22 protein-coding genes are annotated in these 21,140 nt (G+C 63.3%); 18 read left to right on the top strand and 4 right to left on the bottom strand.

Going from position 1 to position 21,140, the window contains the following annotated elements:
* Positions 1–36: 36 nt before the first annotated feature.
* Positions 37–1,005 (bottom strand): transcriptional regulator FtrA, encoded by a 969-nt coding sequence (gene ftrA / locus M0D68_RS31805; protein ID WP_266212488.1) that lies wholly within the window; start codon positions 1,003–1,005, stop codon positions 37–39.
* 123 nt (positions 1,006–1,128) lie between these two features.
* Between ftrA and M0D68_RS31800 the strand changes: the two genes are divergently transcribed.
* The 3 genes from M0D68_RS31800 to M0D68_RS31790 all read left to right on the top strand — a co-directional run bounded on the left by M0D68_RS31800 (position 1,129) and on the right by M0D68_RS31790 (position 4,659).
* Positions 1,129–1,560, top strand: a complete 432-nt coding sequence (locus M0D68_RS31800; RefSeq protein ID WP_266226361.1) for a rhodanese-like domain-containing protein — start codon at positions 1,129–1,131, stop codon at positions 1,558–1,560.
* A gap of 100 nt (positions 1,561–1,660) precedes the next feature.
* Positions 1,661–3,730: a bifunctional diguanylate cyclase/phosphodiesterase gene (locus tag M0D68_RS31795; RefSeq protein WP_266226360.1), complete on the top strand. Its 2,070-nt coding sequence runs from the start codon at positions 1,661–1,663 to the stop codon at positions 3,728–3,730.
* A 122-nt stretch (positions 3,731–3,852) separates the two neighbouring features.
* Entirely contained in the window at positions 3,853–4,659 is an 807-nt protein-coding gene (locus tag M0D68_RS31790) for a hypothetical protein (protein WP_093632951.1), read from the top strand.
* Between the two features lie 83 nt (positions 4,660–4,742).
* On the opposite strand, the gene dapA is transcribed toward M0D68_RS31790, so the two are convergent.
* Complete coding sequence (gene dapA, locus M0D68_RS31785; RefSeq protein ID WP_211707590.1) at positions 4,743–5,663, bottom strand: 4-hydroxy-tetrahydrodipicolinate synthase; 921 nt, start codon at positions 5,661–5,663, stop codon at positions 4,743–4,745.
* A gap of 420 nt (positions 5,664–6,083) precedes the next feature.
* Here dapA and M0D68_RS31780 point away from each other — a divergent pair, with 420 nt between their 5' ends.
* The 4 genes from M0D68_RS31780 (at position 6,084) to M0D68_RS31765 (ending at position 11,260) form a co-directional block, all read left to right on the top strand.
* A complete protein-coding gene (locus tag M0D68_RS31780; RefSeq protein WP_054038849.1) occupies positions 6,084–7,376 on the top strand; it encodes an aspartate carbamoyltransferase in 1,293 nt (430 codons plus the stop codon).
* Positions 7,377–7,611: 235 nt separating this feature from the next.
* Complete coding sequence (locus M0D68_RS31775; RefSeq protein WP_211702718.1) at positions 7,612–9,075, top strand: amino acid permease; 1,464 nt, start codon at positions 7,612–7,614, stop codon at positions 9,073–9,075.
* A gap of 318 nt (positions 9,076–9,393) precedes the next feature.
* A complete protein-coding gene (locus M0D68_RS31770) occupies positions 9,394–10,452 on the top strand; it encodes a hypothetical protein (protein WP_266226358.1) in 1,059 nt (352 codons plus the stop codon).
* A gap of 4 nt (positions 10,453–10,456) precedes the next feature.
* On the top strand, positions 10,457–11,260 hold the full coding sequence (locus M0D68_RS31765; RefSeq protein ID WP_200651571.1) for a DUF4239 domain-containing protein: 804 nt from the start codon (positions 10,457–10,459) through the stop codon (positions 11,258–11,260).
* A gap of 48 nt (positions 11,261–11,308) precedes the next feature.
* Here M0D68_RS31765 and M0D68_RS31760 read toward each other — a convergent pair whose 3' ends face one another.
* Positions 11,309–11,986, bottom strand: a complete 678-nt coding sequence (locus M0D68_RS31760) for a response regulator transcription factor (RefSeq protein ID WP_093632956.1) — start codon at positions 11,984–11,986, stop codon at positions 11,309–11,311.
* Between the two features lie 274 nt (positions 11,987–12,260).
* Here M0D68_RS31760 and M0D68_RS31755 point away from each other — a divergent pair, with 274 nt between their 5' ends.
* The 9 genes from M0D68_RS31755 to M0D68_RS31715 all read left to right on the top strand — a co-directional run bounded on the left by M0D68_RS31755 (position 12,261) and on the right by M0D68_RS31715 (position 18,733).
* Positions 12,261–12,929, top strand: coding sequence for a DUF2589 domain-containing protein (locus tag M0D68_RS31755; protein WP_200572280.1), 669 nt, complete (start codon positions 12,261–12,263; stop codon positions 12,927–12,929).
* Positions 12,930–12,960: 31 nt separating this feature from the next.
* The gene (locus tag M0D68_RS31750) at positions 12,961–13,767 is read left to right on the top strand and encodes a DUF2589 domain-containing protein (RefSeq protein WP_266226355.1); all 807 of its coding nucleotides are present in this window, start codon (positions 12,961–12,963) and stop codon (positions 13,765–13,767) included.
* Positions 13,760–14,206 carry a lysozyme gene (locus M0D68_RS31745; RefSeq protein WP_266226354.1) on the top strand — a complete coding sequence of 149 codons (447 nt, stop codon included), beginning with the start codon at positions 13,760–13,762 and terminating at the stop codon, positions 14,204–14,206. The genes M0D68_RS31750 and M0D68_RS31745 overlap by 8 nt, the downstream gene beginning before the upstream one ends.
* A gap of 22 nt (positions 14,207–14,228) precedes the next feature.
* Complete coding sequence (locus tag M0D68_RS31740; RefSeq protein WP_266226353.1) at positions 14,229–14,735, top strand: hypothetical protein; 507 nt, start codon at positions 14,229–14,231, stop codon at positions 14,733–14,735.
* Between the two features lie 184 nt (positions 14,736–14,919).
* The gene (locus M0D68_RS31735; protein WP_266226352.1) at positions 14,920–16,038 is read left to right on the top strand and encodes a PHB depolymerase family esterase; all 1,119 of its coding nucleotides are present in this window, start codon (positions 14,920–14,922) and stop codon (positions 16,036–16,038) included.
* A gap of 62 nt (positions 16,039–16,100) precedes the next feature.
* Complete coding sequence (locus M0D68_RS31730) at positions 16,101–16,643, top strand: hypothetical protein (RefSeq protein WP_093632960.1); 543 nt, start codon at positions 16,101–16,103, stop codon at positions 16,641–16,643.
* A complete protein-coding gene (locus M0D68_RS31725) occupies positions 16,640–17,272 on the top strand; it encodes a hypothetical protein (RefSeq protein WP_266226351.1) in 633 nt (210 codons plus the stop codon). The genes M0D68_RS31730 and M0D68_RS31725 overlap by 4 nt, the downstream gene beginning before the upstream one ends.
* Before the next feature lie 156 nt (positions 17,273–17,428).
* The gene (locus tag M0D68_RS31720) at positions 17,429–18,046 is read left to right on the top strand and encodes a hypothetical protein (RefSeq protein WP_200566597.1); all 618 of its coding nucleotides are present in this window, start codon (positions 17,429–17,431) and stop codon (positions 18,044–18,046) included.
* 69 nt (positions 18,047–18,115) lie between these two features.
* Entirely contained in the window at positions 18,116–18,733 is a 618-nt protein-coding gene (locus M0D68_RS31715) for a hypothetical protein (protein WP_200620924.1), read from the top strand.
* A gap of 111 nt (positions 18,734–18,844) precedes the next feature.
* Here M0D68_RS31715 and M0D68_RS31710 read toward each other — a convergent pair whose 3' ends face one another.
* Positions 18,845–19,933 carry a medium chain dehydrogenase/reductase family protein gene (locus tag M0D68_RS31710; protein WP_266226350.1) on the bottom strand — a complete coding sequence of 363 codons (1,089 nt, stop codon included), beginning with the start codon at positions 19,931–19,933 and terminating at the stop codon, positions 18,845–18,847.
* A 90-nt stretch (positions 19,934–20,023) separates the two neighbouring features.
* On the opposite strand from M0D68_RS31710, the gene M0D68_RS31705 reads away from it, so the two are divergent.
* Entirely contained in the window at positions 20,024–20,935 is a 912-nt protein-coding gene (locus tag M0D68_RS31705) for a LysR family transcriptional regulator (RefSeq protein WP_266226349.1), read from the top strand.
* Between the two features lie 26 nt (positions 20,936–20,961).
* Positions 20,962–21,117, top strand: a complete 156-nt coding sequence (locus M0D68_RS31700) for a hypothetical protein (protein WP_266226347.1) — start codon at positions 20,962–20,964, stop codon at positions 21,115–21,117.
* Positions 21,118–21,140: the final 23 nt, after the last annotated feature.

Below are 21,140 nucleotides of genomic sequence, written 5' to 3'. Positions count from 1 at the left end.
AACAGCAGAACGAAAAACGACGCGCCGCTAGCCGAATCACTGCACCCCGGCCGGCATCCCGAACTTCTTACGATACGCGCCTGGGCTCGTCAACGCGATACGCCGGAAATGCCGCCGCAGCGATTCTTCGGAACCGAAGCCTGCCAGCTCGGCCACACGCGCCATCGGCAGCGGGGTCTGCGCCTCAAGCAGTTCTCGCGCAATCGCCACGCGTTCGCGCACCAGCCACTCGTAGGGCGCCATGCCCGTCGCGTCGTGGAACTGCCGCTGCAGCGTACGCGGGCTCATCGCCGCCCGTTCGGCCAGCGAGCGCAAGGTGTGCGGCAACGCAGGATGGCGGCGCACCCAGTCCATCAGCTTCGCGAGGCGGCCGCCTTCATCTTGCGGCATCGGCCGCGGCACGAACTGCGCCTGGCCGCCCTCTCGATGCGGCGGCACCACGAGACGCTGCGCGACCCGATTGGCGATCGCGCTGCCATGATCTCGCCGCACCAGATGCAGCAGCATGTCGAGCCCGGCCGCCGATCCCGCCGAGGTGATGATCTGCCCTTCGTCGACATACAACGCATCCGGCTGCACGCGCAATTGCGGATAGCGCTGCTGCAATTTGTCGGCGTAGCGCCAGTGTGTCGTGACGGTCTTGCCGTCGAGCACACCCGCAGCGGCCAGCACGAACACACCGGAGCAGATCGAGCAAAGGCGCGCGCCGCGTTCGTAGGCGGCGCGAATTTTTTTCAGCAGTGGTTCCGGCGGCAATTCGTCGGCATCGCGCCAGCCGGGAATCACGATCGTGTCAGCGCGATCCAGCAGCCTGAGCGTGTACGGCGCGGCGACGGTGATGCCGCCAGCCGCGCGAATCGGACCAGGTTCGCTCGCGCATACCGCGAAGCGATACCAGTCCACGCCGAGCTCAGGACGTTCGAGCGCGAACAGTTCGGTCACACAGCCGAATTCGAAGGTACAGAGCCGGTCGTAAGCCAGCGCGACGACAAGATGATTGTGCATGGCGTGATGTTACCGGAGATTGACGATTGCGCCACTACCCCGACACGTGGAGCGTCGCGACAATGAAGGCTCGAGAATCGCTTCGCCAGACAATCACGCTCACTGCCCAACCGGAACCTCGCCATGCCGACGCTCGACACCCTCACAGCCCACAACGCCGTTACCGCCATCCCTGCCGCCGATAGCGCCGCCGCCGTTGCCCACTTTCAGGCGTCGCTGCAATTCGAAACCGACTGCTCGGACGTATCCGCGGCACTCGCGAGCGGCACGCCCGGCTTCGTGCTGCTCGACGTGCGCAGCCCGGCGCTGTTCGAACAGGGCCACGTGCCGGGTGCGCTGAACCTGCCGCACGGAAAAATCGTGGCGTCGAAGCTCGCCGAGTACCCACAAGACACACTGTTCGTCACCTACTGCGCAGGCCCACACTGCAACGGCGCCGCACGCGGCGCACTGCGTCTCGCGCAGCTGGGACGCCCCGTCAAACTGATGATCGGCGGCATTACGGGCTGGCTCGACGAAGGATTAACCCTGGTACACATCACGCCAGCCGTGTGATGCTCAAACCCCATGACTAACATATTGAAAATCAATTAAATAAACGCCACCAACTGTCGATAACAAGTTCAGCCGCTTCCCTCTCGCGGTTGGACTTAACATGCAGAGCTCATACAATTTTTGGCTGGTCGGATTCTCGTTCGTCGTCGCGACGCTGGCGTCGTACACGGCGCTCGATCTGACGGGCCGTATCTTCCTGTTGGCGTCGGCCAGTTTGCGGCACGCGTGGCGTCTCGGCGGCGCCGCCGCGCTCGGTGTCGGCATCTGGTCGATGCACTTCGTCGCCATGCTCGCCTTCTCGCTGCCGATTCCGCTCGGCTACGATTTCGCGACCACGGCTTATTCGCTCGGACTCGCGATCGGCGCGTCGTATCTGGCGCTGGTCGTGACGACCCACGCGCGGCTCACGCTGCTTCGGCTCGTGGCCGGCGGCGTGCTGATGGGCTTCGGCATTGCCGGCATGCACTACACCGGCATGGCGGCGATGCAAATGGAGCCGGGCATCCACTATCAGCCGGCCTGGTTCGCCGGCTCGCTGGCGATCGCGATCGGCGCCTCGACCGCCGCGCTGTGGATAGCTCGCGCACTCAGTAACGATGATGAACTCCACGTTTTGCGCAAACGTTTCATTGCGGCGCTGGTGATGGGCGTCGCGATCAGCGGCATGCACTACGCCGGCATGGCGGCCGCGGAGTTTCCGCCCGGCGCCATCTGCGGCGCGGCCAAGGGCGTGAACGCCGCATGGCTCGCGACTTCGGTGATCCTGTTCACGTTTGCGATTCTGATCGTCACGCTAATACTGTCGCGTTTCGATGCGCGCACCAGCTTTCTGGTCGGCGCAGTCTCAAAGCTGAACGGACAGATCGTGCGGCTCGCCACGCTCGACACGCTGACGGGCCTGCCCAACCGCAGCACGCTCACCGAACGCATCGACCGCGCCATTCATAGCGCGCGCCGGCAGCGTTCGCTGTTCGCCATCCTGTTCATGGATCTGGACGGCTTCAAGACCATCAACGATTCACTTGGTCACTCGGCCGGCGACGAAGTGCTGTCCGCATTCGCCCAGCGCCTGCTGCTGTGTGTGCGAGAGAGCGACACCGTCGCGCGTCTCGGCGGCGACGAGTTCGTCGTGCTGTCCGAGAACCTGACGTCACGGGAAGACGCCGGCTCGATGGCCGAAGGCGTGCTCGAACGGATGCGCCAGGGCGTATGGACCGATTCGCAGCCGCTGCAGGTGATGCCGAGCATCGGCATCGCGCTCTTTCCCTACGACGGCGATAGCGTCGACACGCTGCTCAAGCATGCCGACGCCGCCATGTACGAAGCCAAGCGCGCGGGCCGCAGCACCTATCGCTTCTTTGAACAAAGCATGAACGAAGCCGCGACGCGCACGCTGCAAATTCAAAGCGCGCTGCACGAGGCGCTCACCGCCGGCCATTTCTCACTGCACTTCCAGCCGAAGTTCCACGGCAGCGGCGACTCGCTGGCCGGTGCCGAAGCGCTCATCCGCCTGAATCATCCGCAACTCGGCGCACTGGCGCCGCTCGAGTTCATTCCGATTGCCGAGCGCTCGGGTCAGATCGTGCAGATTGGCTATTGGGTGCTGCGCGAGACGTGCCGGCAGATTCGCCGCTGGGTCGACCAGGGCCTGCCCTCGATGAAAGTGGCAATCAACCTGTCGCCGCGCCAGTTGTCGCAACCGGACCTCGTCGCGACGATGCTCGAGATCGTGCAAGCCGAAGGCGTGCAATGCGGGCAGATCATGTTCGAGATCACCGAAACCGTCGCCATGCAGGACGCGCAGAAAACCATCGAGATGATCCGCGCGTTCCAGGCAAGCGGCTTTGAAATCGCCATCGACGATTTCGGCACCGGCTATTCGAGCCTCGCCTATCTGCAACGCTTTCGCGTCAAGCAGTTGAAGATCGACCGCTTCTTCACCAACGGGCTCGACGAGCACGGACCGGAAGGCAGCGCGATCGTTTCCGCGATCATTGCGCTCGCTCACTCGCTGGAAATGGACGTGGTGGCCGAAGGCGTCGAAACCGAATCGCAGCTCGACATGCTCAAGTCGATGATGTGCGACGAAATGCAAGGCTTCCTGTTAGGCAAGCCGCTCACCGCCGAGGACTTCGGCGATCTGCTGCGGGCAAGAATGGTGGCCGCATGAACATCCTGATCTGTTTGAAAGACGTGTACCTTTGCGACCCGGTTCGCCTATCATGGCGCGCCCGCTGCGTCGCCTCGTTTTACCTATAAGCAGGAACAAACAGATTGGTTGCTGGAGACTTCATGAAAATTGACGTAGCGACGTTCCAAACGGTGTGGCTGATCACGTTCCTGTGCAGCGCCCTCATCACGACAGCGCTTTCGCGTATGTTCGCGCAGGTGGGCGCCTTCCGCTTCTGGGCCGTCGGCTTTTATCTGCTTGCCACCGCCACGGCATGCTTCACGTTGCACAAGATCTGGCCTAGCGATTTGCTGTTGCTGGCCACCGCCACGCTGGCGTTGCAAAGCCGCATTCTGATCTGGACGGGCACGCGTGATCTGTTCGGTGCATCGGCGCCGTGGCGCGCCGGCCTCGCCGTCACTGCCGTGTTCTGCGTGCTGTATGGGAGCGTGCTGGCATTGAATGCACCGCTGGCGGTCCGCGCCAGCCTGCTGGCGCTGTTTTTTGCGCCGTGCCGCGCGGCGACGCTGTATGAGGTCTACCGGCGGCGCCGTCCGCAACTTGGGGCAGCTCGTATGCTGGTGGCGATAGGCAGCGGTATCGCGACGCTCAATGCCATCGTGCCGCTCGTGCTCGTGTTGCTCGACCGCTCCAACATGACGCTGCTGTACGGCAATCCTCGCACCACCTCGGCGCTTTATGCCGTCGTGTTTGCAGGCGATCTGCTGCTGAGCATCGGCCTGATCGTGCTGGCCCTGCATCATCTGATCGTCGAGCGCGACATGCTCGCCACGCTCGACCGCGGCGCGCTGGAGCGTCTCGCCGAGTCACGGGAAATGCGCGGACTACACGAATCGAGAACGCAGCGCGGCGACGTACTCGGCCACGACACGTCCACGCAACGCCGGTCGCTGCCGGGGACTGTTTGACGCAGCGCGCGGCCGTTTAGACTGGCATCACGAACCATCATCTCAAATACAGATGGCCCGAAGCGAATCCGCACTCAAGCTGCCTATACCGCTGCGTGCGCCTCTATCCGATCAAACCCTTCCAGCTCCCTGAGCCGCGCGACCAGCGCATCACCGGCACGCGTCATCGGCATGCGTAGCTCGTCGCGTATCAGGCCTTGCGCGGCGAGCAGAGCCTTCACCGGCGCCGGATTTGGTTCGGCAAACAACGCCTGGATCAGCGGCGCGAGCTCATGAAAAATACGCCGTCCTTCGTCGAGCCGTCCTGCTGACAGCGCACGATACAGCGCGACGAACCGTTCCGGCCGCAGATGCGCCGAGGCCGCGATCGCCCCGCTCCCACCCAGACACAACGTGTTGAAAATATTGATGTCCTCGCCGGTCAGCACCTGCAAGCGCCCGTCGCGAATCAGCGCGAGCGTGGTGTCGAGCGAACCGGCGCAATCCTTCACGGCCTGAATCCGCGGATGCGCGGCGAGCGTCAGCAGCGTGTCGAGTTCGAGCCGCACACCGGTTCGATACGGAATGTCGTACAACACGACGGGCTTGTCGCTCGCATCGGCAAGCGCCATGAAATGCCCGACGATGCCCGCTTGCGAAGGCCGGATGTAATACGGCGCGGCCATCAGCACACCGGCGATCGGCAGCGCGTTCAGTTGCTCGATACGCTCCTTCATGCTCGCCGTGTGATTGCCCGACACGCCGACCAGCACCGGCAGCGCTCGTGCGTCCGCGCCGTGAGTGCTGTGAGCGGCGGCTCGCGCCTCGTCGAGAATCGTCGCCAGCACGGCGTCCTGCTCGGCATCGTCGAGCGCGGCCGGCTCGCCAGTGGTGCCTAACGCGACCAGCCCGGCGATGCCCGCGTCGGCATAGCGGCGCACCAGCGCGCGCAACGCGGCGTGATCCACCTCGCCATCGGCGAACGGCGTGATGAGCGGAACCCAGATACCCGAAAAAATAGACATGTCTTTACCTCGATGACGACCGTATCGATTCCGATCAGCGGTGCGAGGGAGGAAAAACAGGGAATGCCGCAGGGGGCGTTGACCGGCTGTTCCGTCGCAACATCTGACGGAACAGCAACTCCGGTCAGATGAGCGGCTGTTTTTTGGCTTTGGCGCTAACGCTCGGGAAACCCGCGCGTGCGACCACGACGCTCGCAAAAGCGAGACGGGCGATGGTTGACGGACGGAGTCGGAGCGTTTGGCCGGAATGCATGACACGCAGTGTAACCGCGTCCGGGGCGAGTTTGCAAAGCGGGCTGGCAAACGGGTTCGCCGAAGGATTGGCCAAACTCGCAAAATTGCTTGACTTCTGCGACAGGGAAACTAATATACGCACCGCGTACATATCCGGTTCGCAGCCCTTTCCCGACAGGTGCCCGCATGAGCGTCCCACAACAAGCTTTCCTGCGCGACGCGATGCGTCGCATGAACATGACCCGCGAGACGTTCGCGAGCCGTATCGGCGTGTCACGCCGTGCGCTGGACACATGGCTCTTGCCGGACGATTCGCAGGAATCGCGGGCCATGCCGGAGATCGTGGAGCGTTTCGTGTCGGAAATCGTGGTGCATGGCGAGCCGGGTGAAAACTATACGCAAAGCGTAGACTCGCAGTCGCTGGCGAGCCAGATGCTGTTCGAAGGCAAGCCGCAACTGCTGTCGGTCGATCAGTTCTCGCGCGACTCGGTCGAGGCGCTGTTTCGCGTCGCCGACATCATGCAGCCGATCGCGCGGCGCCGGAAAATCTCCCGCGTGCTCGAAGGCGCGGTGCTCGGCAATCTGTTTTTCGAAGCCAGCACACGGACCCGCGTGAGCTTCGGCGCGGCATTCTGCCGGCTCGGCGGCTCGGTGTGCGACACCACCGGCTTCACGTTTTCGTCGATGGCCAAGGGCGAATCGATCTACGACACCAGTCGCGTGATGAGCGGCTATGTGGATGCGCTGGTGATCCGCCATCCGGAGCAAGGCTCGGTGGCCGAATTCGCGCGCGCCACCAACGTGCCGGTGATCAACGGCGGCGACGGCCCGGGCGAGCATCCGAGCCAGGCGCTGCTCGACCTGTACACGATCCAGCGCGAGTTCTCGCGGCTGGGCAAGATCGTCGACGGTGCGCATATTGCGCTGGTCGGCGACCTGAAATATGGGCGCACGGTGCATTCGCTGGTCAAGCTGCTGGCGCTGTATCGCGGCATCAAGTTCACGCTCATCTCGCCGCCCATGCTCGAAATGCCGAGCTACATCATCGAGCAGATTTCGCGCAACGATCATGTGATCGAGCAAACCCACGATCTGCCCGCCGGGCTGCGCGGCGCCGACGTGGTGTACGCCACGCGCATCCAGAAAGAGCGCTTCACCGACGAATCTTTCGAAGGCTATACGCCGGACTTCCAGATCAATCAGGCGCTAATGGACAGCGTGTGCGGTCCCGACACGCTGATCATGCACCCGCTGCCGCGCGACAGCCGGCCTGGCGCGAACGATCTGAGCGTCGATCTGAATCACGATTCGCGTCTAGCGATTTTCCGCCAGACCGATAACGGCATCCCGGTGCGGATGGCGATTTTCGCGGTGCTGCTGGGCGTCGAAAAGCTGGTTCAGCATTCGATGCGCGACGCCGCATGGCGCCCGCCGGTTTATCTCGGTCCGGACGACGCGGTGTTTCACGGCATCGATTGATCAGGATTCGAGATTGAAAAGACGGCCTTGCGGATCGCCCGCAAGGCCGTTTCTGCATCCGCAATTTATATCTTCAGTACCCACTCGATTAAATCCGGACTAGACTGAACTCGTTAGTCCTCCCCTCAACCGCAACATCAACAGTGTCAGTCGCCTTTAAAGAAGTCGCTTATTGCAGTGCGTCACAGATCGATTCGATCTCGGATTCACCCACATACGAACAGGACGACTCATCATGGCTGACACGAGTTATATGGCGCGCAAATCCGTCGCGGATATTGTCGCAAGCGCGGAGGGTGGCGAAAACCAACTGTCGAAGTCGCTGGGTGCGCCCAGCATTACGGCGATGGGTATCGGCGCGATCATCGGCGCCGGCATCTTTGTTCTGACCGGCACGGCCGCGGCGCATTACGCGGGCCCGAGCATCATTCTTTCGTTCGTCCTCGGCGGGATTGCGTGCGCCTTTGTCGGACTCTGCTACTCCGAACTGGCTGCCATGCTGCCGGTCTGCGGCAGCAGTTATACCTACACGTATGCCACGCTCGGCGAAATATTCGCGTGGATCATCGGCTGGGATCTGATCCTCGAGTATGCGATGGGCGCGGCGACTGTTGCGGTTGGCTGGTCGGGCTATATCGTGAGCCTGTTGCACAACGTCGGGATCAACATTCCGCCCACCATGGCAGCGGCACCCGGCACCACGGTGACGCTGGCCGATGGCAGCACGGTAGCCGGTGTCGTCAATTTGCCAGCGGTCTTCATTATCGCCGTGCTGACTCTCCTGCTCGTGCTCGGCACCAAGGAATCCGCCCGGCTCAATAACATCATGGTGGCGATCAAGCTGACCGTGGTGGTGGCGTTCATCGCTATCGGCGCCTTCTTTGTGCATCCGGCTAACTGGCATCCGTTCATTCCGCAGAATACCGGCGAATTCGGCAATTTCGGCATGAGCGGCATTCTGCGCGGATCGGCCGTCGTGTTCTTCGCTTTCATCGGCTTCGATGCTGTATCCACCGCGGCCCAGGAGGCACGCAAGCCGCAGATCGATATGCCGATCGGCATTCTGGGCTCGCTGATAATCTGCACGCTGCTCTACATTGCGGTCGCCGGCGTGCTGACAGGACTCGTTCCGTATGCCCAGCTCAACGTCCCGGATCCGATCGCGAAAGGTGTCGATGCAATCGGCGTCACCTGGTTTTCCGTGCTCATCAAGATCGGCGCGCTGACCGGCTTGACGACCGTGATACTCGTGCTGCTATATGGCCAGAGCCGTATCTTCTTCACGATGTCACAAGATGGCCTGCTGCCGCACCTGTTCGCGCGCGTCCACCCGCGTCTGCAAACACCCCATTTGAGCCAGATAATGATCGGTGCGATCGTCGCGATTGTGGCGGCGTTCACACCGATCAACGTGTTAGGCGAGATGGTCAGCATCGGCACCCTGTTCGCGTTCATTCTCGTCTGCGGCGCCGTGATCTATCTGCGCCGTAGCGACGCAGGAGCCGCGAGACCGTTCCGCGCGCCGGGCGTGCCGGTGATCGCGATCCTCGGGATTCTGTTTTGCCTGCTGCTGATGGCGGGGCTGCCGATCGTCACGTGGCTGCGGCTCTTCGTCTGGCTCGTGATCGGGCTCATCGTCTACGGGATCTACGGCCGCAGTCATTCGCGGCTTCGCTATCCGGAACGGGCACCCGACTGATATCACAGACGATGTGGTATTTCACCGCATCGATTGAACGACTAATAAAGCGGCCTTGCTGAAAACCAGCAAGGCCGCTTTTTTTTGCTGTCGCTCGAACGCCCGTCACGGGCGCTTCGTCACCCCGTCATCCATGACTTCTGCTGGATTGTCCACAGCGCGCGAGACACGCAAAGTGGCATCGCCGTCTATCGCGTCCACGCACGCCGGCACTCTTCCACAGCAGGACGTTCATCATGACTTTGCAACGCTTACTAACTCGAGCCTGCCGCGCCGCACGCTCCGCAATCGGCCACCGTAACGAACCGGAGGGCTGAAATGGGCATCGACCATTTTTCCAATCGGTTCCGGCTGCGCGCCGCACGTGTCAGTGCCCCTCCTGACGGCGCATCGCCCGGCGCACTGCTGGCCCAATTGCGCGACGAATGCGAGGCGATGGCGCGCTACGCGTTGCATCACGGTCTGCCCGTCGCGCCCGAAACCATCGCGCTACTAAGCGCGTTGATCGACGGCACAGCGCCTGACAACCCGCCTCCCGGCACTGTCGGCGACGTGCCTCGTTACGCCGCCACCTCGCAGCACTCGCTTGCATCGATCCACCGGAAACTGGCCGCGCTCATCGCGCCGGCCACACCGCAAGCCGTCACGCTGCTCGATGCGCAGCACCGTCTCGGCCGCCCGTTCGCGTGGCTCGGTCCGGTGCCGCTGATCAGGCTGTTGACGGTCGCGTCGATTGCGTTTCTGATCGCCGTGGTCGCAACCGGGCTTTCTCCCGATGTCTCTGCGGACAACGTCGAGCGCGGCTTCCTCGACTCACACGGCACGCAGTTGTTATGGAATGCGCTGTTCCTGCTGTTTTGCGCGGGACTTGGTGCATCGTTCGCGACGCTGTTTCAGGCGCATCGTTACATCGCCGCGTCGACGTACGACCCGAAGTACGACGCATCCTACGGCGCGCGCCTGATTCTCGGGCTGATTGCCGGGTTGATCCTCGTAGAGATGCTACCGTCGCGCCTCTTCGATCAGGGCAGCATGCACAGCTTCGGCAAACCCGCCCTATCGATGCTCGGCGGCTTCTCGGCAACTGCCGTACACCGCTTGTTGCAAAGGCTCGTCGACACGCTCGACACACTCGTGCGCGGCGATCGCTCGTCCGACGCGGATGCCGCACAGCAGACGCGCCGTGCCCAGGCTGTGAGCGAACGCACGCAATGGCAGAGCGAGATCGCCGCGAGCCTGCTCGAGCTTCAGCAGTCGCTCGATCATCCGGATGCCGGCGACACCGTACGCCAACGTCTCGCGGATCTCACCCGCGCGATGCTCGCAGGCGAGCCGGCCCGGCTGTCCGTTACCCCCATTCCAAACGACCCGGAGTGACACGATGCTCTTCCTCTACAACATGCCCGCCGCCTTGATGGGTGCGCTGATCGTCGGCGCGACGCTCGCCGCGGCCTTGGGCGGCTATCTGCTGTTTCGTCGTTGCTTTCCGGTTCAACTCGATGCCGAACAGCGCGGCATGACTGTGGCGATGATGTCCGCGGTGACCACCATCAATTCGCTGCTGGTCGCGTTCGCCGCCATTACGGTCTGGGGTACCTACGACGCCGCGGCTGGCACGGTCTCGTCCGAGGCCGCGTGTGCCACCGAACTCGCTCACGATCTCGCGTCGTTCGGTAAGCCGGATGCGCTCACCGCGAGGAGCGAGCTGATCATCTATATCGAGCACGTTGTTCGCGACGAGTGGCCGCAAATGCAGCAGTACGCTCGCGCGGATGCCGGAACCCAGGCCGCATTCGACAAGATGTTCGCGACGACCAACCGGATCGTGCCGTCGGACGATCGCGAGCGGGCACTCCTGACCGAAGTGCTCGCCCGTGTGAATGAAATGACCAAGCTTCGGGAGCATCGGCTGCAGGCGCTCGATGTCGCCATGCCGGTGACGTTGTGGGGTGTCATGCTGATCGCGAGCGCGCTCTCGCTGGTGCTGCTGTACGTGTTGCCCGTGACGCGCTTTCATCTTGGGCTCGTGACCATCTGGGCAACGACGCTCGGACTCGCGTTCTTTTTCGTGCTAGCTGTCGACCGGCCGTTCGCCGGCGAAGTCAGCGTGAGTCCGGCGCCCATGCAGCACGCCATCGACACCCTTGCCGCTGAAGACGCCGGACATCAGATTGCACCGGCCTAGCCGGTCTTGCATCCGGCCCGTGCGCCGGGCCGGATGCAAGCGTGGCATTTACTCATGCGTGACGCATAAGAGCGTCTGGCCGCGCACGTTTTCAGGTGTCACGTGACGCGCAAGCCAAAGCGCCGCCTCCGTGCGATTGCTGACGCCGATCTGCCGAAAAAGTGCGTACAGGTGGTTCTTGATGGTCCCCTCCGCGACGTTGAGCACCCGGCAGATCTGCTTGTTCGACTTCCCTTCCGCCAGCAGACGCAATACCTCGCGCTGCCGCGGCGTCAGACGCTCGAATGCGCGATCGCTGGACTGCGCCTGAGCCGGCCCCAGCTCGGCGCCCAGGCCATAAGTGGGCGGAACGTAGATCGCACCCGAGGCGACGCGGCAGAGCGCATCGGCGAATTCGTCCGCGCTCGCATGACGCTCGACGATGCCCGAGGCGCCCGCCATCAGCGCATCGGCGATCGCCTGGCGACACACCGTGCGCACCACGAATAGCCATGGCACCGTCCCCAGGGCGTCCTGCAGCACCTTCGGCCAGCCCATCCGCGCAGCACGCTCGTCCCATTCGAGGGTGACCGCGCCGACCGTTCCCGGCGGCAGGCCTTCCCGGATGCGGTAGATGTCTTCAGGACGCTGGGCCGACCACACCTGGCAACTGCTGTCCCGTCTCCATAAGACATCGGCTACCCCTGCCACGAATAGCGGCGGACTATCGATCATCAGAACGTTCATTTAAGCGTATCCCCTCGGTAGCGAGACGCTCGGGTTCACGTTATTTGCGTCTCTTCGGCTCGCTTTTACCGCTCTTTTGAAAATGACGCACTAGTTCCGACGATCCGTGAAAAACGTTCTAATACAAAAGGCACTCCATTTCTTTCAGAATTAATATGCCGTCCTCCCCTGCCGTCATGCAGGACGGATGGCCTCTCCACAGATTTCTCCAATTTATGTAATTTGAATAGAGACAGTGTATTCGCACTGTCACAAATTCACCATGGAGGTCTGTATGGATGCCAATTTCATCGGCTCTGTCATTAATGCTTTACCAATGGACCAAATGATCGCCGGTCCATTGAAAGCAATGATTTCAGCGCAAACCCAGGCGGCGAAAAGTTATGCCGATTTTCTGATGCAGGTGTGCATTCAGAACGGCAAGGCAGTCGCTGTGCAGTTCGACTACGACGAAACACTAGTCGACGAGAGCGGCGTATCGAAAGGCGTGGTGCAGAAGACCATGCGCATTCCGCTGCTGGCCGCGATCGTTCACCCGATCATCGCGATCGAAGAAGGCACGATCGACTTCGAGATGGAAATCACGCAGTCGGAGAAGTCGTCGGAGTCCACGGATGCGAGCGGCGAATTCCAGGCGAAGTTTGGCTGGGGTCCGGTCAGCGTGAGCATCTCGGGACGTGTCTCGCACAAGTCGGAGCAAACCCGCAGCACCGATACGCGAGCCAAATATTCGATCCACACGCAGATCAAGCGGCAGCCTCCGCCGGAAGCGCTGATGCGTGTCATTGACTTCCTGACGGACGCCGCCACCAAACCGGTTGTGACCGAAGACAAGGCGAAAGACGTCAAGCCGCTGCCGGCCACACCGACAGACGGCAAGCTGGTCGGCGAGACCACGCAGGCAAGCACGCAGGCGAGCGGCCAGCAGCCTGTCCATCAGTAAGCACAGCGGCCACTGACGGCGGGCGGACACCATGTTCAACTTCTTCAAACGGCGCCGCGGCGTGCCGGCTTCACACGGTACGCCGGCCGAAGGCGTACCGCACGACAACGCCTCACAGCGCACGGCCTCGCAGAACGCTAGCGATAGCAAACCGGCTGCTGCGCCCGGCACGCGCGAGCCGCCGGCAGTCACGCAAGCTGCGCCGTCCGCTTCGGCGGCGGCCAGCGACGCCGACATGGCGAACGGCAGCGGAGCGAACGTGCCGCCCGGCACTCCACCGTCCGGCGGTGCGCCGCCGTCGAGCGCGAGCGATCCACCGCCACCACCACGCGGTCTCGCGCTTGACGACATCACGCGCGGCATGCAACACGCGGCAGCCGCCGCGAATCAGTTGCTCTCGCTTCAGTACACCACCGTGCTCGACCAGTTCTTCGACCAGGACGAGAACGGCCTGCTCACGCCGCGCGCGGTCGAGGTCGCGCTTGACGCGGAGCACACGATGCCGGTGCCGCTCGTCGCGCTGGCGACGCCGCGCGGACTGGCGCTCGACAGGATGGTCGTGCATCTGACGGTGCGCGCGGACTTCACCGAAACGCTACCGGCCGGCGGATTGGCGGGCGGCGATCAACGCGGCCGTTTCTTCGTGACGCTCGCGCCGCCGTCCGCACGCCCGAACGCCCAAGGTGAGCAAGCGCAGCGCGATAGCCAGCACATCGACATCGAAATGCAGTTTGCGGCGCTCGACCCGCCCGAAGCGATCATGCGCGTGATCGACGAATACACCCACCGCCTCGTGCCGCGCGCACGGCACGACGATGAGGAGAAACGCCATGCCTGAGCAACCCACGTGCACCGGCACGCAAGGTATCGACCTGATCAAACAGTTCGAGGGATTACGCCTGAACCGCTATCTCGACGCCGTCGGCAAACCGACGATCGGCTATGGACATCTGATTCTGCTGCACGAAAGCTTCAACCGCCCGCTCTCGGAGTCCGAGGCGCTGGCGCTTCTGAGGCGCGACTTGCGCAGCGCCGAACTCGCGCTGCGCAAGCTGGTACGCGTCGCGATCACGCAGCAGCAATTCGACGCCTTGATGTCGTTCGTCTTCAACCTCGGCGCGGGGCGGCTGCGTTCCTCAACGCTGCTGCGCTATCTGAACGCGGGCGCAAGCAGTCATGCCGCCGACCAGTTCCTCGTCTGGAACAAAGCGGGCGGCAAACCGCTCGCGGGTCTGACGCGCCGCCGCCAGGCCGAACGCAAGCTCTTTCTTTCCTAGTGTCCTGACAGGAGGCTTCCCGATGATTTCAAACCATCACAACCGGACGGGTCGCGGGCTTAACACGCGTGTTGTCTGTGCAATCGCAGCCGCCGCCATCGTCCTCTATTCCATCGCTGATTCGCACGCCCAACAGCCAACGCCGACGCTTACCTGCGAGGCTGAAGTCGTGCGCATCAGCCAGGCCTTGCGGATCGCGCACCAACCTGCGCTATGCGAACGCTGCGGCGAGCGGCTTGCGCGCACGCTCGACAGCCTTTACCGGCTCGGCGTGTTACCCACCTTCTATGCATCCGCCGACAGCGCCAATTGGGACGACCCGCAGCGCCGGCCCACGATGATGAGCGGCCGCAGTCTCGCCGGCATCCCGGACGGCGCCGAGCTGCTGGCCGACATCGACAGTGGCTTTGGGCCGCGCGGCATCCACAGGCTGCGCTACACGCCGTCGAACCGGCCTCTAGCCATCACTACGGCCGACCGCAGCGTCTCGATACCGCTGGTGCCGTGCACACCCGGCAGCGCGCCCTGACAACCTGGCAATGCACGGCGGGTACGGCCCAGGCCATCCGTCCTATGTCGCCGTACCAGCCTTCCGCCCTATTCATGCGAACACGCCGCGCACCTACTCTGCAAGGGTAGTGCAACACAAGCAACGCATGCCTGAGACGTAGACCCGAACACTCATCGAGTACACACCCAACAGGAGCAGCGGCATGAATTCGGCAACTATTCATAATGATTCGTTATCCAAACTTGATTGGCAATCACGCAGATCATGGCACGACGTCCTGCGCGCGCGGTTCAGCGCAGTGGTGCTGATCGCCGCGACCGTCTCGTGCGCACACGCCGCGGACCTCGCGCCGCTGCCCACGCTCGGCGCGGATCTGCAACACACGTCCGTCTCCGGATTGTCGTCCGGCGCGTTCATGGCGGCCCAGTTCGACGTTGCCTGGTCGAGCCGTCTGATCGGCGCGGGCATCGTGGCCGGTGGCGCATTCGATTGCGCCGGAGAGTCGGCCTTTATCGCGCCGGCCGTGGCAGCGGTCACGCTGTGCATGCAGCCGGCAGGCGCGGCGCCGACCGCGGAAGGCGCATGGCAGGCCGCGCAACGCTTTGCGAAAGCCGGCCAGATCGACGATCCCGCCAATCTTCGCGAGCAACGCATCTACCTCTTCAGCGGCGCGAAGGATAGCGTCGTCGCGACCCGCGTGGTAGATCAGGCCAAGCGTTTCTATGAACTGGCTCACGTGCCGGCAGCCAGCATCGAGTATCAACGCCATCCCGACGCCGGCCATGCACTGATCACGAACCGCCCGGAAGACTCACCCTGCGATGCGAACCAAAGCCCGTACATCAACAACTGCGGCTTCGAGCAATCGCACGAGATGCTGCGCTGGATCTACGCGAGACCCAATGCGCCGTTGAATGCACCCGCGACGCAGGCAAGCGGCGAGTTGCGGAGCTTCGATCAGCGCGAGTTCGATCCCAACCGCGGTGCGTCGCTCGCCGACGTGGCCTACGTGTACGTGCCGGCCGATTGTCTGCATGCGGCGTGCGCCGTCCATGTCGCGTTTCACGGCTGCGTGCAGAACGCCGATGCCGTCGGCCAACGATTCGTGCGCGGCGCCGGCTACAACGAGATCGCCGACACCAATCGCCTGATCGTGCTCTACCCGCAGGCTGCGAAATCCGCCGTCAATCCGCTCGGCTGCTGGGACTTCTGGGGCTACACGAGTCCGGACCCGGACCATCCCAACTTCAATACCCGCGAGGCGCCGCAAATGGCCGCCGTGATGAAGATGATCGAGCGCCTGGGCGGCGCACGTCAGTGAACGCGGTGATTGTCATCGCTCATCAAAACCGAACCTGAACCCGAACTGATCAAGGATCCGTCATGCTCTCGACCCTCATCACGCAGTGGGAAAACGCCAATCTCGCCGCCTTCCAGCTGTTCAGCAAGCTCGTCGCGCAGTCGGCCAATCCGGCGGGACTGCCGGGCGCCACAACGGATGTCCGCACGTGGCGCGCCTTCGTACGCACCGCCCTGCAGAGCAGCCAGCAGTACACGAGCGCTGCGCAATCGGCCTTCGACGCCGGCTGGCGCGAGCAGCGCGACCGCTTCGCGCTGCCGGGCGCCGCCGCCGCGATCAAGGAGCTGGCCGCGATCAATGCCGACCTCGCGACGCGCATCGCCCAGGGTCACGTGCAGCACACCGGCGCGCTCACTGATGCCGCTGCCCAGTATCTCGACGACCTGTCCCGCAGCCGCAACGCCACGGATGCCGCGATGGCCTTCGGCCGGTTCGCGAACGACATGCAGGCGCAGAGCCGGGCGCAAGCGCTGCATACGTCGTCGGTCGCCGGCAGCGTGTCGCCCGCCCTCACGCAGTGGGTCGAGAAGCACCTCTCGGACGACGACGCGGAGCAGGCGAAATGAACGTCAATCTTCGCTTCGTCAACCGCTCGAATGACTGCGGCAACAGCGAAATCGTGCTGTTCCAGCGCAACGTGATTCCCGATTTCGACGAGCTCGCGATCGCATGGAAGGTGATCCGCTTCTGCGGCCGGGATTGCATCCATCCGTTCGTCTATTCGACCGACATCGAGATCGCGCTTGGCGACGAGCACGGCAACTTCTCGCCGCGCATGAGCGCGCAGCACGGCGAACGTTTCGTCATCGGGGTTCATCCGACCGGCCGCGCCCGGCTCACCGCGGAACCGGCGCAGGCGGGCGGCGCGGACGGTGGTCCGGAAATCCAGGTCGCCAACCGGATGCCGCGCGGCGCGGTCAATATCAACGCCTTCAACGCCGGCAAGCTGATTGCCGCCAAGCAGGCGGTGGCGCCGGCGCAGAAGGCCGTTTTCCGCTTCACACCGGCGCTGTGGATCGGCGTGGCCTCGCAGATCGAGGAAGGACGCGCGCTCAGTTCGGCGGTGCTGTCGAGTGACAACACGATGCTGCCCCTCGCCGGCATTGCCGCGGGCGACATCGTGATGACAGGCGGCGGCAGCGGCGTCGACGCGCAGCCCTTCGCTTTCGCGTTCGAAAACATCGTGCATCTCTAGCGTCGCATCTCTCGCGTCTTTAACGCCTCGAGCCGGCACGACGCCCGCATAAGGCGTCTCACCTCTTCTTTCGTTTGACGGCCCGTCCATCCGGCAGGCCGGTGGCAAGGTGCGCGGCAAACCGATTGCCGTATTTCAACCTCAAGGAGCAGGCAAGTGGATATTCAACTGAACTTCGTCAACCGTTCGAACGACGCTAACAATTCGAACATCGTGATCTTCCAGAAAAACGTCGCGACGGATTTCGACGAACTGGCGATCGCGTGGAAAGTGATCCGCAACTGCGGCCAGGGCGACAATCATCCGTTCAAGTTTCCCATGACGATGAGCGTCAGCGCGAGCGACAGCTACGGCAACTACATGCCGCAGCAAACCGCCACCAACGGGCAGGTCTTCCAGATCGTCCGCTCGACGTCGGGCGACGTGCTCACGCTCGGCACGGACCCGGGCAACAGCTCGGAAGTCCAGGTCCGCAACGATCTGCCGAACGGCGCCACGAACGCGACCATTTACAAGGACGGCAGTCCGCTTGCGACCAAAACATCGATCGCGCCGGGGCAAAAGGCCGTGTTCCAGTTCAAGCCGACTCTGTGGATCGGTGTCGCGTCGCAGATCGAACAGGGCGCGCTGCTGAATTCCGCCGTCATCTCCGACATCAACACGGAGCTGTCGCTGCTCGGCATTGCCAGCGCCGACATCGTGATGACGGGCGGCGGTCCCGGCCCGCGCTCGTTGCCGTTCACCTTCCGGCTCGAACACGTCGTGATGGCGTAACGGACACGCGTTCGGCGTCGGAGGATTCGTCGTTCGACGCCGCTTCACTCCACCAGGAAAAGGTTCGCCATGGACATCAAACTCAACTTCATCAACCTCTCCAACGACGTCAACAACAGTCAGGTCGTGATCTTTCAGAAAAACGTCTCGACGGATTTCGACGAACTCGCGGTCGCGTGGAAGGTCATCAGCAACTGCGGGCGCGGCGACAATCACCCGTTCGTCTTTCCGCTGCTCACCACCGTTACCGCCAGCGACTCGGACGGCAACTACATGCCGCAAAAAGTCGCGCAAAACGGCCAGATGTTCAGCGTGAGCCGCGCCGCATCCGGCAACGTGCTCGCTATCGCCGGCGCGTCGACGAGCTCGCGCGAGATCCAGTTGCGCAACGATCTGCGCACGGGCGCCATCAGCGCCGGCGTGTTCAAGGACAACCGGCTGCTCGCAAAGAAGACCGGCATCGTGCCCGGGCAGAAGGCCGTGTTCGAGTTCAAGCCGACGCTCTGGATCGGCACCGCCTCGCAGATCGAGCAAGGCAAGGTGATGAATTCCGCCGTGATCTCCGACATCAACACCGAGTTGTCGCTGCTCGGCATTGCACGCTGCGACATCGTGATGACGGGCGGTGGCGGCGGGACCACGGCGGTGCCGTATCAGTTCAAGCTGGCGAATATCGTGATGGGCTGAACGGATGCATCTTCTGCAATGCGGCCGACCCGCTTGATGCGGGTCGGCGCATTTCTCAAAGCTCGGCCAGCCGGATCGCTCGGCGAGGACCGCAGCTAAGCCACTACACGCTCAACCCCACGCTTGCGGCGACGCGCCGTTCACGACCGTGCATTGCAAACCCGACATGCGGCCGGCCGCGTCGATTGCCGCTTCCAGCTCGGCAAACCGATACGACTTCAACTCGACCGCATCGAGCGGAATCTGCCCGGACGTGGCGAGCGAAACCAGCGCGAGATAGTCGGCGCGCGTGTACATGAAGTGGCCGATCAATTCCCAGTTGTTCAACAGCATCTCGCTGTACGGAATCGGCAGGTCCACTTGCATGCTGCCCATCAGCACGAGCCGTCCACCGCGACGCAGGCTGCGTAGTGCGGCGAGGGTCGCGTTCGCGTCACTGGCCTGCCCGACCATGTCGAACGCGAGGTCCGCGCCGCCACCGCTTGCGGCGCGAATCGCCGCTGTGTCTTGCGCGGCATCGCCGCTCAGCACGACGGGGACCACACGTCCGCGGCCTTGCTCGAGCAGCGCTTGCAGCGGTTCAAGACGCCGGCCGAGCGCGACGACCTTGCTCGCGCCGAGCGACAGCGCCGCAAGCACGGCCGCCGAGCCGAAGTAACCACTTGCGCCGTTGACCACCACCGTCTCGCCTGCCGACAGACGCCCTCGCCGCAAACCACCGAAGGGCACCGCGAATTTCGCCAGAACCGCGAGACGTGTGGCGTCGGTCCCGTCCAGACCGTCCAGTGCAATCAGCGTCGACGCAGGGAATTCGGCTACTTCACGCAAGGTGCCGTGCGGGAACTCAGCCAGCACCGCAGCGCTGTCGGCGCTAATGGCGGTCAGCCCTAACAGCGCCTGCGCCGGCTCGCGCACCGTTTCGTCGGCAATCCAGTACGGATTCACGGCAACGCGTTGACCGGCGCGAAATGCGACCACGCCCTCGCCGACCGCGACGACCCGGCCAACACCATTGGTGCCGGGCGAGAACGGTGTCGGCGGATACGCGTAGGGCAACTTCCCTTCGACATATTCACGCGTGTAGCTGAGCAAGGGCACCGCCTCCATCCGCACCAGCACGGCGTTACGGCGCGGTTGCGACTGGGTCACGTCGCGCAAGGCCAGCGGCTTGCCGGGTTGGTCGAGCATCCAGGCTTTCATGTTGAGCTTCCTTCAGTTCGTTTCGGTGCTTGAACTGTAGAGGCGCGGTACGTATTCTAGAAATCAATTACTCATATGCGACCTATCAACATGATTGATCTCCGCGGCATCGACCTGAATCTGCTGGTTTCGCTCGACGCGCTGCTCGCCGAGTCGAATGTCACGCGTGCGGCCGAGCGGCTGCATCTGACACAACCGGCCGTCTCCACGCAGCTTTCGCGCTTGCGGCAGATCTTCGGTGATCCGCTGCTGCTGCCGGCCGAAACCGGCCGCGGCATGACCCGCACGGCCCGGGCGCTGGAGTTGATGGAGCCGCTTCATGCAGCGTTGAAGAATCTCGAAGCGGTGGTGCGCCATCAGTCTGCCTTCGATCCCATCACGGATACGCGGCGCTTCGTAATCGCCGCGCACGACAACGCCACCGCCGTGCTCGGCATGCGCCTGATGGAACGCCTGCCGGCGTCGGCGGGACCGGGCGTGCGCGTGGCGTTCGTGATCGGCGATCAGCCCACCGCCGCATCGCGGCTCGAAAGCGGCGAGATCGACCTGCTGCTCGGTTCCGACCGGATGATTCCGCCGTCGATGAAAGTCCGCAAGCTCTACGACGAGCATTTCGTGTTCGTGCAGCGCAAGGGCCACCCGCGCGGCGACGCCCCACTCGATCTCGACACCTACTGCGCGCTCGATCACGTGCTGGTGTCGACCAGCGGCGGCAGTTTTCACGGCTTCATGGACGAGCATCTCGACGAACTCGGCCGTCAACGGCGTGTCGCGCTGTCGGTCCAGCACTTCGCGTTGGTGCCGGAGTTGCTGTCCAAAACCGACTACGTTTCGACGCTGCCGTCGCGCTTCGCGACACGCTACGTCGACCGGCTCGACACCTTTGCGCTGCCGTTCGAGGCGCGCGGCTTCACGCTGTACGCGGGCTGGCATCCGCGCAACCAGGCCGATCCGGCGCTCGTGTGGCTGCGGGAGATGCTGGCCGAGTTGGCCGCACAGTAGAAAATCGGGCGCGGACAGGGTCCGCCTTGGATCAAAAAACAGAAATAGATAGAAGCGCATCAAGCGCCACAGAAGACACTTTCGGCGACAAAAGTGCAAGCATCCCCACGCCTGCCGAAGCCGCCAAACTCACCCCTTCCCCACTTATCTTCGTCGATCAAGCCTTCAATTTAATGAATTGATACGCGCACTCAATTCCCCACCC

Origin of the sequence: Paraburkholderia sp. SEWSISQ10-3 4, from assembly GCF_030464785.1 — a bacterium.
Taxonomy (GTDB): domain Bacteria; phylum Pseudomonadota; class Gammaproteobacteria; order Burkholderiales; family Burkholderiaceae; genus Paraburkholderia; species Paraburkholderia aspalathi.
This window is presented reverse-complemented; position numbering and strand designations above follow the sequence as displayed.